Raw genomic sequence first — 14,121 nt, 5'->3', positions numbered from 1 at the left:
CAAAAGCAACCGCAACCGCAACCGCAACCGCAACAGCAACAGCAACAGCTCACCCCTCCCCGGCCCTCCCCTTCGCTTCGCGAAAGGGAGGGGGCGAAAAGCCTTGTGCGCTTGCAGCGCTCCGCGCCCTGCCGTGGCTCAGTCGAGCAGGGCCAGGGCGCGCCGAACGTCTTCGGCGGTGCGCGGGCGGATCATGCGCGCGATCTCTTCGCCGTCGCGCAGCAGCACCACGGTCGGCCACAGCTTGACCCGGAACGAGCGGCCCAGCGGGCGGCCGCGGCCGTCTTCGATCTTCATGTGGGCGATGTCGCCGCGCGCGTCGAAGGCGCGCTTGAAATGCGCCTGCGCCTCGATGCAGTGCGGGCACCAGGCGGTGCCGAACTCGAGGGCGGTGAGGCCAGGCATCGCGTCAATCTGCGTGCGCGCCGGCTCGGGGCTGGTGAATTGTCCGGTGTAGGCCATCGTGGTGCCCCTCCCAAGGCATGGATGCAGGGCACCCTACCGCAGCGCACCTGACGCCGGCCAGCACATGGCCGGCTACAGCGCCCGGACGTAGACCAGCTGCCCGCCGTTGCCGCCGGCGGCGCGCTCCTGCACGGCGAAGTGGCGCGACTGGCTGCGGAACAGGTCGCTGAGCTTGCGATGGCCGTACAGGCGCGGATCGAAGTCGGGGCGGATCTTGTTGAGATAGGTGCCCACCGCGCCCAGCGAGGCCCAGCCTTCCTCGTCGGAAGCCTCCTCGATGGCCTGGCGCAGCAGCGACAGCGGCGGCGTATTGCCCTTGGCCTGCACCGGCTCGCTCGCCGCGGCGCTCGCGGCCTGCTTGCTCGCGCGCTTGGCCGGCGCGGGCTTGGCCGTCTCCGGCGCGGCACTGGCGGGCTCGGCGCGCAGCACATCGTTGTAGATGAACTTGTCGCAGGCCTGGACGAAGGCATCGGGCGTCTTGCGCTCGCCGAAGCCGTAGACCACCAGGCCTTCCTCGCGCAGGCGCTGGGCCAGGCGGGTAAAGTCGCTGTCGCTGGAAACCAGGCAGAAGCCGTCGAAGCGGTGCGTGTACAGCAGGTCCATCGCGTCGATGATCATCGAGCTGTCGGTGGCGTTCTTGCCGCTGGTGTAGGCGAACTGCTGCACCGGCGCGATGGAGTGCTTGAGCAGCGCGGCCTTCCACTGGGTCATGCGCGAGCTGGTGAAGTCGCCATAGATGCGCTTGACGCTGGCCACCCCGTACTTGGCGACCTCGGCCAGCAGGCCTTCGATCACCGCCGGCTGGGCGTTGTCGGCATCGATCAGCACGGCCAGGCGCTGCTGGTCGTCCTCGCTGGCGGCCTTGAGCGGCGATTTGGGTTTCATGCGGACTCCTTCGTAAAGCCGACATCCTACGCGCCACCCTCGGAGCGCCGCGTCGCCGCAGCGTGCAATGGGCGCCGTGCTTCGGCCACACTTGCGCACCCGTCCGGATTCCAAGGCTTACCGCATGTCCGCTTGGCTGCGTCGCAAACCGCTCGACCAGATCACCGTCCACGAAGCCGGGCGCCGCCTGGTGCCCACGCTGTCCTGGCCGCATCTGGTGGCGCTGGGCATCGGCGCCATCGTCGGCACCGGCATCTACACGCTGATCGGCGTGGGCGCCAACCTGGCCGGGCCCGCGGTGCTGATCTCGTTCCTGGCCGCCGGCATCGTCTGCGCCTGCGCGGCGCTGGCCTATGCCGAGATGTCCACGATGATGCCCGCGGCCGGCAGCGCCTACACCTACAGCTACGCGGCGCTGGGCGAGGTCATCGCCTGGGTGGTGGGCTGGAGCCTGATCCTGGAGTACTCGCTGGTGGTGAGCACCGTGGCGGTGGGATGGTCGGGGTACTTCGTCGGCTTCCTGCAGTGGCTGGGCGTGTCGTTGCCGCATGCGCTCGTCGCCGGCCCGCACGCCGGCGGCGTACTCAACCTGCCGGCGGTGCTGATCACCTTCGCCGTGGCCGGCCTGCTGATGGCCGGCACCCGGGAGAGCGCCACGCTCAATGCGGTACTGGTGGTAGTCAAGCTGATCGCGCTGGCGGTGTTCGTGGCGCTGGCGCTGCCGGCTTTCGACAGCGCGCACCTCACCCCGTTCATGCCCTATGGCTTCTCCAAGTCGCTGGGCGCCGATGGCGTCGAGCATGGGGTGATGGCCGCGGCGGCGATCATCTTCTTCGCCTTCTACGGCTTCGATGCCATCTCCACCGCGGCGGAGGAAACCAAGAACCCTGGCCGCGACCTGTCCATCGGCATCGTCGGCTCGATGATCGGCTGCACGCTGATCTACGTGCTGGTGGCGCTGGCGGCGGTGGGCGCGATGCACTTCACCGTGTTCGGCAAGAGCGCCGAGCCGCTGGCGCTGATCCTGCGCGAGCTGGGCCACGGCACGGCCGCGGCGGTGATCGGCATCGCCGCGGTGATCGCGCTGCCGACGGTGCTGCTGGCCTTCCTGTACGGGCAGAGCCGGATCTTCTTCGTGATGTCGCGCGACGGCCTGCTGCCGCGCGGGCTGTCCAAGGTCAACGCGCGCACCGGCACGCCGGTGGCGACCACGCTGTTCACCGCGATCCTGGTCGCGGCGCTGGCCGGCGTGGCGCGGCTGGACGAGATCGCCGCGCTGGCCAATGCCGGCACGCTGGCGGCCTTCACCGCCGTGGCCGCCTGCCTGCTGGTGCTGCGCAAGCGCGAGCCGGGCCGCGCGCGCAGCTTCCGCACGCCGCTGGCCTGGGTCGTCGGCCCGGTCGCCATCGCCGGCTGCCTGTATCTGTTCTTCAGCCTGCCCAGCCGCACCCAGCTCTACTTCCTGGTGTGGAACCTCATCGGCCTGGTCGCCTACCTGGCCTACGGGCGGCGCAAGGCCGAGCTGGGCAGGACCGACGCCCCGCGCTGAAGTCGCGGGCGCTTCCCTGCCCTGTGCGGACTAGGTCCGCTGGGCAGGGAAGCGCAGCAGGCAGATCAGCACGATGCCGATGACGCAGAACACCAGCGGCACGCACAGCGCATAGGTCCAGTTGCCGGTGTGCGCCACCAGCTGCGCCATCACCACCGGGAAGATGCCCGCGCTCACGTTGCCCCAGAACGCGGTCCAGGCCGCCAGCAGCGGCGTGCGGCGCCCGCCGAAGTCCTGCACGGACGACCACAGCACGCCCTGCACCAGGCCCACGCCGCACAGCGACAGGCACAGCGTGACCACCACCAGGTGCAGGTTGCTGATGAACGGCACCAGCGCCAGCGCGCCGCCGCCCATGCACAGGCCGAGCACGCCGGCCGGCAGGCGCGCCTGCTTGAGCGAGCCGCCGCGCTTGAGCAGGTGATCGGCGAAGAAGCCGTAGGCGGTCACGCTGGCATACAGCGCCAGCCAGGGCATGGCGTTGTACCAGCCCGAGGCGGTGAGCGTGACGCCGCGTTCGCCGGTGAGGTACAGCGGCAGCCAGCTGAGGAAGAAGGCCTGCACGCTGATCAGGCAGAAGTAGAACGAGGACAGCAGCCAGGTGGTGCGCGAGGCCAGCATCTGGCGCAGCTCGGGCCAGATCCGCGTCTGGCCGTCGGTCGTCGCGACCGGCCCGCCGGGCTGGCCGCGGGTGAGCAGGCACCACACCCCGCACAGGCCGACGCCGATCAGCGCATAGGCGTAGAAGCACACCCGCCATCCGTAGCGGTAGGCCAGCGCGCCGGTGAGGATCGAGCCGACCACCGGCCCGAGGTACTGACCCGACAGCGCGATGGAGGTGAAGCGCGAGCGCCGCTCGGCGGGAAACCAGCGCGCGATCGCGGCCACCGAACTGGGCCAGTCCGGGGCCTGCGCCGCGCCCAGCAGCAGGCGCAGCAGCAGCATGGTCCAGAAGCCGGCCGCCAGCGGCATCAGCCCGATGGCCAGCGACCAGCCGAACAGCGCGATCGCCAGCAGCCTGCGGAAGCCATAGCGCTGGATCAGCCAGCCCGAGGGCAGCTGGAACAGCGCATAGGTCCAGGAGATGGCCGCGAGGATGTAGGACATCTGCGCCAGTCCGAAGCCGAACTCGCGCTGGATCACCGGCGCCACCATCACGAAGGCGTTGCGATCCACCGACAGGATCAGATTGATCGGCGCCAGCGCGAAGAAGAACGGCACCCAGGGCCGGATCCCTGCGCCGGTGGTACGCGCGCTCTGCTCACCCATGCTCATTGCATCCTCTGGTGGGGGGAACCGGACCTGGCATCGGGCCGACGGACCGATGCCAGGCCATGGCGCTGGATCAGAAGTCGAAGGTCACGTTGGCGAAGAAGGTGCGCGGATCGCCGAGGAAGATGTACGTGGCCGAGCCGCCGATCCAGTAGGTCTTGTCGAACAGGTTGCTCACGCCCGCACGGTAGGTGACCGCGTGGCTGCCGACCAGCTGCTGGTACTTGGCCGTCAGGTCGTAGAGCGTGTAGCTGGGCGCGCTGACGGTGAGCTTCAGGGCGGTGTTCTGGTAGGCCACGGTCTTGCCGGTGTAGCGGGCCTGGGCCGAGAACGAGAGCCCTTCCACCGCCGGCACCGTGTAGTCGGCGTGCAGCGAGGCGCTGGTGCGATACGCGCCGGGCACGCGCTTGTTGAGCAGCCAGGGGAAGGAGGCGTTGAGGTAGTCGGCCTTGTCCAGCCACACGGCCGAACCGCCGACGACCAGATCGTCGCTGAGCTTCAGGTCCAGCTGGCCGTCCAGGCCCTGGTAGCGGCTGATGCCGCTCTGCACCCAGACGTTGCGCTCGTTGCCGTAGCCGGTGGCGCGGTCCACGCGGAAGGCGGCCAGCGCCGTGCGCACCAGGCTGCCGTCGTTCTTGAAGCCCAGCTCCCACTGCTTGCTGGTGCCCGGCTCCTTCAGCTCGCCATAGTTGACGTACTGCGCGCCGACCGCGCTGCCCGGCTCCAGGGCCTCCGAATAGCTGGCGTACACCGTGGTCTGCTCGCGCGGCTTGTACATCAGCGCCAGCGTCGGGGTGGTCTCGTCGGTGGTCACCTCGAGACTGGACTTGGTGTAGCTGGTCGGCGAGGCGAAGGTGTAGCGGCTCTGCTGCTGGCTGTAATGGGTGAAGCGCACGCCGGCGATGGCCAGCCAGTGCGGCGTCAGCTGCACGGTGTCGCTGACGAACAGCGCCTGCTGCCGGTTCCAGTTGTTGGGGAAGCGCGCCTGGCCGTCCACGTCGATCGGCGTGTAGTTGAAGTCCTGATCGACATACAGGTTGCGATAGCCGTAGTTGCGATAGCCCGGCAGCTGATGCGACAGGCCGCGCGTCTCGCGCTGCTTGATCGTGGTGCCGCCCAGCACCAGCCGGTTCTCCAGGCCGAACACGTCCACCGTGCCGGTCAGCAGCAGCTGCACCGCGTCGTTGTTGTAGATCTGCAGCCCCTCGAAGGTCCGGTCCTGATAGCGGCCGGCGGCGTTGATCAGGCTCAGGTAGTCCTTGGAGAACACCTGGTCGGTGCGGCTGTGGGTCAGGCGCAGGTCGGCGCTCCAGTCCTGCGCGAACTTCCAGTTCAACCCCGTGCCCACGTACAGGAAGCGCGGGTTGTCGTAGGCCTGGTCGGCCTGCGGATTGCGCACCACGCCCTCGGGCGAGGGCAGCCGCTCCTGGTTGTAGGAGGTCAGGAAGACCATCGGCGCCGGCTTGCCGAAGCGCGACTTGACGTAGATCGAGTCGAACGACCAGGTCAGCGCATCGGTGAGGTTGGCGGTGGTGGCCAGCGACAGCGCGCGCCGCTTGACGTCGGTGCCGGTCGGCGTGGTGCCGTCCTCGTTGACCGCGTTGAGGCGGAAGCCCAGACCGCTGCCATCCGAAGCGCCGCGGCCGATGTCCACATGTTCCTTGAGGATGTTGTTCGAGGTCCAGCCCACATCGGCGCTGAGCAGGCTGCCCTCGACCGGCTTCTTGGTCACGTAGTTGACCGCGCCGCCCGGCGAGGTGAAGCCGTACATGAAGCCCGAGGCGCCCTTCATCAGCTGGATCTGGTCCATGACCTCGATCGGCAGGCTCAGGCCCCAGGTGGTGACCGGCACGCCGTTGAGCTTCTGGCTGCCGTCGGTGGAGGAGATCGCGATGCCGCGCACCGAGATGAAGGACGACCAGCCGGTGTAGGCGCTGCCGGCCTGGCGGGTCACGCTGGCGTCGCCGCCGAAGGCGTCGTACAGCGAGGCCGGCTGCTTGTCCTGCAGGGCCTCGGAGGACACGGCCGAGATGGAGAACGGCGTGTTGAGCTTGGACACCACGCCCAGCGCGCCGCCAGTCACGTCCTTGATCTGGCGGGTGCCCTTGGTGATGACCTTGCCCAGTTCCTTGACGTTGTCCTCGCCGCCATCGGCGGGCGTGGCGCTCTGCGCGGCAAGCGGGCCGGCGGCCGCGCCCAGCAGCACGGCGGTGATGACACAACACAGCAGGCGGGGCCGCGCGAGGGCGCGCCGCGCAGGGGCATGAGACACGACGGGGAGGGCGGAGCGGGTCATGGGGAGGTGTTCCTGAGAAGGCTGACAGGGAGGGCTGGCGAGCAGTGGAACGGCGGGAGGAGCGGGCGCGCTGAGCGGGTCAGTCGCCGATGCGGATGCAATGCGTCGGCGGCAGCTGCCGCCGTTGGGACAGGGTGGGCAGGCGCTGGCGCGCGTCGATGACCTCGGCCGGATCCAGGCGCGCGCCAAGCACGGTGGGGGCATCGCCGGCGGCCGCGATGACCTGCCCGAACGGCGCGACGATGCGGCTGTGGCCGTAGGTGCGGACGCCATCGCGTTGGCCGCACTGGGCCGGCGCGACCACGTAGCTGCAGGTCTCGATCGCGCGGGCGCGCAGCAGGACCTCCCAGTGCGGCGGGCCGGTGACCACCGAGAACGAGGCCGGGATCAGCAGGACATCGGCGCCGGCCTGGGCCAGGGCCTCGTAGAGATAGCCGAAGCGCAGGTCGTAGCAGATCGACAGCCCCAGGCGCAGGCCCAGCGGCACGATCTCCACCACCGTCGGTGCGCCCTGGCCGGGGCGCACGCTGGCCGACTCCTGGAAGTCGCCAGCGCCGCCCAGGCGCACGTCGAAGGTATGCAGCTTGTCGTAGCGCGCCACCACATCGCCGCGCGGGTCGATCACATGGCTGCGGTTCCAGATGCGCGTGCCGTCCTCGGTGCGCAGCAGCAGCGAGCCGGTGTGCAGCCAGATGCCGAGCTCGCGCGCCAGGTCGGTGCACAGGGCCAGCGTGGTGTCCTGCGCCTCGGGCAGGCAGGTGCCCGGATAATCGCGGTTGTCGCGCAGCAGCAGGTTGGCCGCTTCCGGCAGGCATACCAGCTGCGCACCGGCATGCGCCGCCGCGCGCACCGCCGTGGCGATGGCGGCGTTGTTGGCGGCCACGTCCGCGCCGCTGCACAGCTGCACGGCGGCCACCTGCACCGGCGCGCTCATGCCGCGCCTCCACCGAGGCGGTCGTGCGCGGCCAGGAAGGCATCGATGTGCCGCATCGTCGCCTCGCGCTCCTCGACATGGCACATATGCGAGGACGCCGGCATGCACACCCAGCGCGCGTCGGGGATGCGTTCGACATAGGCGGCCACGCAGGCCGGCGTGGCCTCGTCGTGGGCGCCGGAGATGACCAGCGTCGGCGCCTGCACCTGGTCCAGGCGCGCGCCGATGTCCCAGTCGCGCAGGCTGCCGATGACGTGGAACTCGGTCGGCCCGTTCATGCTGAAGTACACGGTGGGATCGTCGGCCATCGCGGCGAAGGTGCGCTGCACTTCCGCCGGCCACGGGTCCAGGCGACAGACGTGGCGCTGGTAGAAGACCTGGGTGGCGGCCTGGTAGTCCGGATGCTGGTAGTCGCCGGTGGCCTCGTGGCGCTCCAGCGCCTCGCGCACGTCCTGCGGCAAGGCCTTGCGCAGCCGTTGCGCCTCGCGCACCCACAGCGGAAACGACGAAGGCGAGGAGGCGATGACCAGGGCGTTGAGCCCGGCCGGCCGCCGCACCGCGTGCTCGGCCGCCAGCATGCCGCCCCAGGACTGGCCCAGCAGGTCGTAGCGCTGGGCGATGCCCAGGTGTTCGAGCATCGCATCCAGCTCGTCCAGGAACAGCTGCACCGTCCAGAAGGCATCCGGCGCCTCACGCAGGTGCGTGGAGCGCCCGTTGCCCAGCTGGTCGTAGAACACCACCGGCCGGCCGCCCTGCGCCAGGTCGGCGAAGGCCTCCAGATAGTCGTGCGTGCAGCCCGGCCCGCCGTGCAGCAGCACCAGCGGGACCAGGCCGGAGCGCAGGTCGCCGATCACCCGATACCACGTGGCATGCCCCCTGAAAGAGACATGGCCTTCGCGGGGGACACTGCGCTGGTGCATCGATCGTTCCGGTTGCGGGGACAGTCCCCTTCGCAACCAAGACTCGCGATCCGGCGGGCTTGCGACAACTGTAAGAAATTGCAGTTTTATTGCGAGGGCCGGTCGCTAGCATGGATCCGCAACCCGCCAGACCCCGCCGGCCTCACCGCCGCGGCGACGGCCCGCTCTTTGAGAATTCGCACATCAATCCAGCGGCTCGCGCAGATAGCCGAAATGCGCGGCACGGGCGATGGCCTGCGCCCGGTTGCGCCCGCCCAGCTTGCGCGCGGCGCTCTGCAGATGCAGCACCACGGTGGACTCGGAGCGCTTGAGCTTCCAGGCGATCTGCTTGGAGGACAGGCCCTGGGCCGAGAGCACGATGCACTCCTGCTCGCGCACGCTCAGGCCGATGCCGACCGGGGTGAGCTCTTCGCGGCCGAACAGCTGCGCCAGCCGATCGTTGGTCGCATGCGCCAGATAGGCCAGGCGCAGCACGTGCAGGTCCAGCGCCTGGCGCGCCTCGGCGAAACACGCGTCGTGCCACAGCGCGGTCATCGTGGCGAAGCGGTTGCCAGGCATGTGCAGCGGCACGGTGACCCCGCGCGTGTAGTGCCAGTCGTGCAGCACTTCGGCCACCGCGTGGCTGTCCTCGTCCAGATGCGGCTGCAGCGCCGAGGCCTCCTTGCGGTGATAGGACCAGAAGAACGGGCAGGACCCGCGCAGCGCCAGCGCCTGCACCGGATCCTTCTGGTAGAGGCCCTGGCGCACCCACAGGTCGCGCATGTCCGAGGGCACGTTGCAGGGCTCGATCACGCTGGGCGTCATCAGCACGCCTTCGGGCGTGGTCGGCACCGGGGCGAAGTCGTAGATGAGCGCGTCGAAGCCGAAGCGACGCGCGATCTGCAGCGCATTGCGCAGGCAATCCTGGACGCTGGTCGCCGCGGGCACCATGTCGGGCAGTTCCCACGAATTGTCGATGGCGTGCATGAGCCGGATGTCCCCAAGCATCTCGCCCCGGCCCGCTGCGGGCCAGGAAGCGGCAATGGCGAACCCGGTCGTCCTGTCCGGGCGTGGAGCGCCCCTCCCCAGGGTCGCTTGCGGGGTCCTGGCCGGTCGCGGGCCGGTGCTGCGGCCCACCGTGCGCCTTGCGTCGCGCTGCCTCGCGCCTCCGTGCCGACCGATCGCCAGGGCCGCGCTGGTACAACCCCGAGCGCCTGCGTCCGGATCATAGCGCGGTTTTTTCGGCGCACGCGCGCGCAGGCCCCGACGGATTGATGTGCACCGATCGCCTTGGATTTCCCCATTTATTTCCGGAGTCGCGCCATCAACATCACCGTCAACAACAGCAAGCTGTTCACCCGCGGCCGCACCCCGCAGCTCGCGTGCCGCTACGACCAGCGTTTCAGCTACTGCCTGTATCTGCCGCAGACGCCGTACACCACCGCCTCGCGGATCGTGGTCGCCATGCACGGCAGCGAGCGCAGCCACCAGGACTACTGCGATGGCTTCGCCCAGCTGGCCGAACGCTCCGGGGCGGTCGTGCTGGCGCCGCTGTTTCCCTGCGGCATCGGCGACCCGGACGACATGGACAACTACAAGTACATCCGCTACCACGACATCCGCTTCGACCTGGTGCTGCTGCGCATGGTCGAAGAGCTGCGCCAGCGCTACGGCCTGCAGCCGGCGCCGCTGCAGCTGTTCGGCTTCTCGGGCGGCGCCCACTTCGCGCATCGCTTCCTCTACCTGCATCCGCGCACGCTGGAGGCGGTGTCGATCTGCGCCCCGGGCCATCCCACGCCGCTGAACCTGCACGCGCCATGCTGGTTGGGCGTGGCCGATCTGGAGCAGCAGTACGGGCAGGCCGTGGACCTGCCGGCGATCCGCCAGGTCGCTATCCACCTGGCCGTGGGTGAACTGGACAACGCCGAGCTGCCGCCGCTCTCGCCGCGCGCCGCGCCCGGCGTGCCGACCCTGCAGCATGGCGCGGGCCAGACCCGCATCGAACGCCTGCAGGCGCTGTCGGCCAACTACCGCAGCTGCGGGGTCGATCACCAGTTCGAACTGGTGCCCGGGGCCGGCCACCAGCGCGCGCCGCTGCAGGCCGCCGCCGCGCGCTTCTTCCTGCGGCAGCGGGGGCTGGGCGATGAATGAGCTGCCGACCCATCGCCTGGTCCAACGCCTGCGCGCGGGCGCGGTCTCGCGCGGCGCGTGGCTGTTCACCCCCAGTGCGGATGTCGCCGAGATCATGGCCGGCTTCGCCCTGGACGCGCTGATCCTCGACCTGGAACACACGCCGACCAGCCTGGACCTGGCGCTGGCCCAGCTGCGCGCCATCGGCGCGCACGGCCCGACGCCGCTGGCACGGGTGGACGCGGCCGACAGCCGGCTGATCAAGCCGCTGCTGGATGCCGGCGCGCAGGGCATCCTCGCGCCGAACGTGGAGTCGGCCGAGCAGGCCGCCCAGCTGGTCGCGCACTGCCGCTATCCGCCCGCCGGCCGGCGCGGCCTGCACTACACGGTCTGCCGCGCCGCCGGCTGGGGCGCGCACGCTTCGGCCTATGCCGCGCAGGCCGAGGCCAACACGCTGGTGGTGGCGATGATCGAGTCGGCGCGCGGCGTGGCCGCCATTCCCGAGCTGGCCCAGGTGCCGGGCCTGGACATGCTGTTCTTCGGCCCGCTGGATCTGTCGGCCAGCATCGGCGTGCCAGGCCGCTACGACGCGCCGGAGTTCCTCGAGCTCTGGCACGAGGGCGAGCGCCGCTGCCGCGAGGCCGGGCTGGCCCTGGGCGGCACCGTGCTGCCCGGCCACGGCGCCGCGCGCCTGGCTGCGCGCGGCTATGGGCTGGTCACGCTGGGCGCGGACGTGGGCTTCCTGCGCGCCGGCGTGGCCGCGACGCTGGAGGACCCGGCGCACCGGCTGGCGTCGACCGCGGAGGCCGAGGCATGAGCGCCCTGCCCCGCTATCGCCTCGGCGACTTCCCCGAGCCGCTGGACGCTCCCCTGCGCGCCGCACTGGCCCAGGTGGAAACCTCCACCGTCGGCCACGGCATCCCGTGGGGGCTGATGCGCCGCGACCTGCGTCCGGTCGCGCCCGGGCTGCGCCTGGTGGGGACCGCGGTCACCCTGGCCATCCCGGGCGCCGACTCGACCCTGCTGCACCACGCCCTGAGCCTGCTGCGCCCGGGCGATGCGCTGGTGATCGACCGCCTGGGCGATCGCGACCATGCCTGCCTGGGCGGCATCGTCGCCGCGGCGATCCAGCGGACCGGCGCCGCCGGCGTGATCCTCGATGGCCCCTGCACCGACCTGGAGCAGCTGCAGGCCACCGGCCTGCCGGTGTGGTGCCGCGGCACCTCATCGGTCACCACCCGCCTGCTGGACTGGGGCGGTCGCCTCAACCACCCGGTGAGCTGCGCCGGCGTGGTGGTCCAGCCCGGCGATGCGGTGGTGGCCGATGCCGACGGCGTGCTGGTGCTGCCGCGCCAGGAGGCCGCGGAGATCGCGCGCGCCGCGCTGGCCCTGCAGGCGCGGGCCGACACCCTGCTCGACGCGGTGCGCGCTGGCCAGGCGCTGGGCGTGCACAGCGGCGCCAGCGCCCTGGTCCTGGCCGGCGCCGGGCCCACGCGATGAGCTACCGCCACGTCATCGACGGCACGGTCTGGGACTTTTGCGATCTGCGCACGCTGCTGGCCAAGGCCAGCCCGCTGCGCTCGGGCGACCAGCTGGCGGGGCTGACCGCCGACTCGGAACTGGAGCGCATGGCCGCGCGCCTGTGCCTGGCCGAGGTGCCGCTGCGGCGCTTCCTGCACGAGGCGCTGATCCCCTACGAGCAGGACGAGGTGACGCGGCTGATCCTGGACACGCACGACGCGGTCGCCTTCGCACCGGTGGCGCACCTGACCGTGGGCGAGCTGCGCGACTGGCTGCTGTCCGAGCGCGCCACGACCGCGGCGCTGACCCAGCTGGCGCCGGGCCTGACCCCGGAGATGGTGGCCGCGGTCAGCAAGCTGATGCGCAACCAGGACCTGATCCTGATCGCGCGCCGCTGCGAGGTGGTCACGCGCTTCCGCAACACGCTCGGGCTGGCAGGCACGCTGTCGGTGCGCCTGCAGCCCAACCATCCCACCGACGATCTGCGCGGGATCGCCGCCAGCATCGTCGATGGCCTGCTGTACGGCGCCGGCGATGCGGTCATCGGCATCAACCCGGCCAGCGACGACCCGCGCGGCCTGGCCGCGCAGGTGCGCATGCTCGACGACATCATCGCCGGGCTGGAGATCCCCACCCAGAGCTGCGTGCTGACCCACATCACCAACAGCCTGCGCATGATCGAGCGCGGCGCGCCGGTGGACCTGGTGTTCCAGTCCATCGCCGGCACGCAGGCGGCCAACGCCAGCTTCGGCATCGACCTGGCGCTGCTGGAGGAGGGCCACCAGGCCGCGCGCGCATTGGGGCGCGGCAGCGTGGGCCAGAACGTCATGTACTTCGAGACCGGGCAGGGCAGCGCGCTGTCGGCCGGCGCGCACCATGGCGTGGACCAGCAGACCTGCGAGGCGCGCGCCTACGCGGTGGCGCGCCAGTTCCAGCCGCTGCTGGTCAACACCGTGGTGGGCTTCATCGGCCCCGAGTACCTGCTGGACGGCAAGCAGATCATCCGCGCCGGGCTGGAGGACCACTTCTGCGGCAAGCTGCTCGGCCTGCCGATGGGCTGCGACGTCTGCTACACCAACCATGCGCAGGCCGACGCGGACGACATGGACAATCTGATGACCCTGCTGGCCGCCGCGGGCCTGACCTACATGATGGGCGTGCCCGGCGGCGACGACATCATGCTGATGTACCAGAGCAGCGCCTTCCACGACGCGCTGTACCTGCGCCGGCTGCTGGGGCTGCGGCGCGCGCCGGAGTTCGAGCGCTGGCTGCAGCGCGTGTCGCTGGCGGACGCCAACGGCGCGCTGCTGCAGCACGGGCGGCAGCCGGAGATGATGCAGCGCCTGCTCGCGCGCATGCCGCCGCAGGCCGGCCCATGAGCGAGGACACCGATCCGGACCTGCGCGCGCCCCTGCCCGACCCCTGGCAGGCCCTGCGCGCGCACACCCCGGCCAGGATCGGCCTGGGCCGCAGCGGCACCAGCCTGCCCACGCGCGAGGTGCTCGCCGCGGGCGTGGCGCATGCGCGGGCGCGCGATGCGGTCCACGCCGCGATGGACTGCGCGGCCCTGCGCGCCGCGCTGGCGCCGCTGGGCCTGCAGGCGATCGAGGTGGACAGCGCCGCGCCCGATCGCGCCCGCTATCTGCGTCGCCCCGACCTTGGACGGCAGCTGTCCGCCGAGAGCCGCCAGGCGCTGGGCCAGCAGCCGCGCCTGCGCCAGGACGACGCCCTGCTGCTGGTGATCGCCGATGGCCTGTCGGCCACCGCCATCGCGCGGCACGCCGTGGCGGTCTGCGCCCTGATCCTGGCCCAGCGCCCGGCCGACTGGTCGGTAGGCCCGGTGATCCTGGCCCGGCAGGCGCGCGTGGCGCTGGGCGATGCCTGCGGCGATCTGCTCGGCGCGCCGATGGTGGCGGTGCTGATCGGCGAGCGCCCGGGCCTGAGCACCTGCGACAGCCTGGGGATCTACCTGACCCACACCCCGGGCCCGGGCCTGACCGATGCCGACCGCAACTGCATCTCCAACATCCACGCCGCCGGGCTGTCGCCGGCCCAGGCCGCCGCCAAGCTCTGGTGGCTGATCGGCGCTGCGCAGCTGTTGGGCGCCACCGGCGTGGCGCTCAAGGACGAAAGCCAAGGCCTGCTGCCCGGCTGAGGGCCCGGGCCGGCA

The 14,121-nt window shown here is 71.0% G+C and carries 13 protein-coding genes; 6 read left to right on the top strand and 7 right to left on the bottom strand.

Annotated features, from left to right (window positions below):
• Positions 1–138: 138 nt before the first annotated feature.
• Positions 139–462 carry a thioredoxin family protein gene (locus MWN52_RS01175; RefSeq protein ID WP_286576178.1) on the bottom strand — a complete coding sequence of 108 codons (324 nt, stop codon included), beginning with the start codon at positions 460–462 and terminating at the stop codon, positions 139–141.
• Between the two features lie 75 nt (positions 463–537).
• Complete coding sequence (locus MWN52_RS01170) at positions 538–1,350, bottom strand: NYN domain-containing protein (RefSeq protein ID WP_130530109.1); 813 nt, start codon at positions 1,348–1,350, stop codon at positions 538–540.
• Positions 1,351–1,474: 124 nt separating this feature from the next.
• Between MWN52_RS01170 and MWN52_RS01165 the strand changes: the two genes are divergently transcribed.
• Positions 1,475–2,899, top strand: coding sequence for an amino acid permease (locus MWN52_RS01165; RefSeq protein WP_286576176.1), 1,425 nt, complete (start codon positions 1,475–1,477; stop codon positions 2,897–2,899).
• 30 nt (positions 2,900–2,929) lie between these two features.
• Here the strand turns inward: MWN52_RS01165 and MWN52_RS01160 are convergent, their stop codons facing one another.
• The 5 genes from MWN52_RS01160 to MWN52_RS01140 form a co-directional block, all read right to left on the bottom strand.
• On the bottom strand, positions 2,930–4,168 hold the full coding sequence (locus MWN52_RS01160; protein WP_286576175.1) for an MFS transporter: 1,239 nt from the start codon (positions 4,166–4,168) through the stop codon (positions 2,930–2,932).
• Positions 4,169–4,244: 76 nt separating this feature from the next.
• On the bottom strand, positions 4,245–6,443 hold the full coding sequence (locus MWN52_RS01155) for a TonB-dependent siderophore receptor (protein WP_286576172.1): 2,199 nt from the start codon (positions 6,441–6,443) through the stop codon (positions 4,245–4,247).
• A 103-nt stretch (positions 6,444–6,546) separates the two neighbouring features.
• Complete coding sequence (locus MWN52_RS01150) at positions 6,547–7,401, bottom strand: nitrilase-related carbon-nitrogen hydrolase (protein ID WP_286576171.1); 855 nt, start codon at positions 7,399–7,401, stop codon at positions 6,547–6,549.
• Positions 7,398–8,321 (bottom strand): proline iminopeptidase-family hydrolase, encoded by a 924-nt coding sequence (locus tag MWN52_RS01145; RefSeq protein ID WP_345783504.1) that lies wholly within the window; start codon positions 8,319–8,321, stop codon positions 7,398–7,400. The genes MWN52_RS01150 and MWN52_RS01145 overlap by 4 nt, the downstream gene beginning before the upstream one ends.
• Before the next feature lie 183 nt (positions 8,322–8,504).
• A complete protein-coding gene (locus MWN52_RS01140) occupies positions 8,505–9,287 on the bottom strand; it encodes a helix-turn-helix transcriptional regulator (protein WP_205956729.1) in 783 nt (260 codons plus the stop codon).
• 303 nt (positions 9,288–9,590) lie between these two features.
• On the opposite strand from MWN52_RS01140, the gene MWN52_RS01135 reads away from it, so the two are divergent.
• Genes MWN52_RS01135 through eutC form a run of 5 tightly spaced genes read left to right on the top strand, consistent with a single transcriptional unit; the run spans position 9,591 to position 14,106 of the window.
• Positions 9,591–10,451, top strand: coding sequence for an alpha/beta hydrolase family protein (locus MWN52_RS01135; RefSeq protein ID WP_286576169.1), 861 nt, complete (start codon positions 9,591–9,593; stop codon positions 10,449–10,451).
• Complete coding sequence (locus MWN52_RS01130; RefSeq protein ID WP_286576168.1) at positions 10,444–11,247, top strand: HpcH/HpaI aldolase family protein; 804 nt, start codon at positions 10,444–10,446, stop codon at positions 11,245–11,247. The genes MWN52_RS01135 and MWN52_RS01130 overlap by 8 nt, the downstream gene beginning before the upstream one ends.
• Entirely contained in the window at positions 11,244–11,930 is a 687-nt protein-coding gene (locus MWN52_RS01125) for an RraA family protein (RefSeq protein ID WP_286576167.1), read from the top strand. The genes MWN52_RS01130 and MWN52_RS01125 overlap by 4 nt, the downstream gene beginning before the upstream one ends.
• Complete coding sequence (locus tag MWN52_RS01120) at positions 11,927–13,330, top strand: ethanolamine ammonia-lyase subunit EutB (RefSeq protein ID WP_286576166.1); 1,404 nt, start codon at positions 11,927–11,929, stop codon at positions 13,328–13,330. Before MWN52_RS01125 ends, MWN52_RS01120 begins: the two co-directional genes overlap by 4 nt.
• Positions 13,327–14,106 (top strand): ethanolamine ammonia-lyase subunit EutC, encoded by a 780-nt coding sequence (gene eutC / locus MWN52_RS01115; protein WP_286576165.1) that lies wholly within the window; start codon positions 13,327–13,329, stop codon positions 14,104–14,106. Before MWN52_RS01120 ends, eutC begins: the two co-directional genes overlap by 4 nt.
• Positions 14,107–14,121: the final 15 nt, after the last annotated feature.

The sequence above is a fragment of the Pseudoxanthomonas winnipegensis genome (assembly GCF_030322905.1).
In the GTDB taxonomy this organism is placed as follows: domain Bacteria; phylum Pseudomonadota; class Gammaproteobacteria; order Xanthomonadales; family Xanthomonadaceae; genus Pseudoxanthomonas_A; species Pseudoxanthomonas_A winnipegensis.
Note: the sequence above shows the minus strand (reverse complement) of the source record. Positions and strands in the feature narration are given on the sequence as shown.

Coding starts and splice junctions, on each gene's coding strand:
- MWN52_RS01175 (WP_286576178.1), bottom strand. CDS start 462: ATGGCCTACACCGGACAATTCACCAGCCCCGAGCCGGCGCGCACGCAG.
- MWN52_RS01170 (WP_130530109.1), bottom strand. CDS start 1,350: ATGAAACCCAAATCGCCGCTCAAGGCCGCCAGCGAGGACGACCAGCAG.
- MWN52_RS01165 (WP_286576176.1), top strand. CDS start 1,475: ATGTCCGCTTGGCTGCGTCGCAAACCGCTCGACCAGATCACCGTCCAC.
- MWN52_RS01160 (WP_286576175.1), bottom strand. CDS start 4,168: ATGGGTGAGCAGAGCGCGCGTACCACCGGCGCAGGGATCCGGCCCTGG.
- MWN52_RS01150 (WP_286576171.1), bottom strand. CDS start 7,401: ATGAGCGCGCCGGTGCAGGTGGCCGCCGTGCAGCTGTGCAGCGGCGCG.
- MWN52_RS01145 (WP_345783504.1), bottom strand. CDS start 8,321: ATGCACCAGCGCAGTGTCCCCCGCGAAGGCCATGTCTCTTTCAGGGGG.
- MWN52_RS01140 (WP_205956729.1), bottom strand. CDS start 9,287: ATGCACGCCATCGACAATTCGTGGGAACTGCCCGACATGGTGCCCGCG.
- MWN52_RS01130 (WP_286576168.1), top strand. CDS start 10,444: ATGAATGAGCTGCCGACCCATCGCCTGGTCCAACGCCTGCGCGCGGGC.
- MWN52_RS01125 (WP_286576167.1), top strand. CDS start 11,244: ATGAGCGCCCTGCCCCGCTATCGCCTCGGCGACTTCCCCGAGCCGCTG.
- MWN52_RS01120 (WP_286576166.1), top strand. CDS start 11,927: ATGAGCTACCGCCACGTCATCGACGGCACGGTCTGGGACTTTTGCGAT.
- eutC (WP_286576165.1), top strand. CDS start 13,327: ATGAGCGAGGACACCGATCCGGACCTGCGCGCGCCCCTGCCCGACCCC.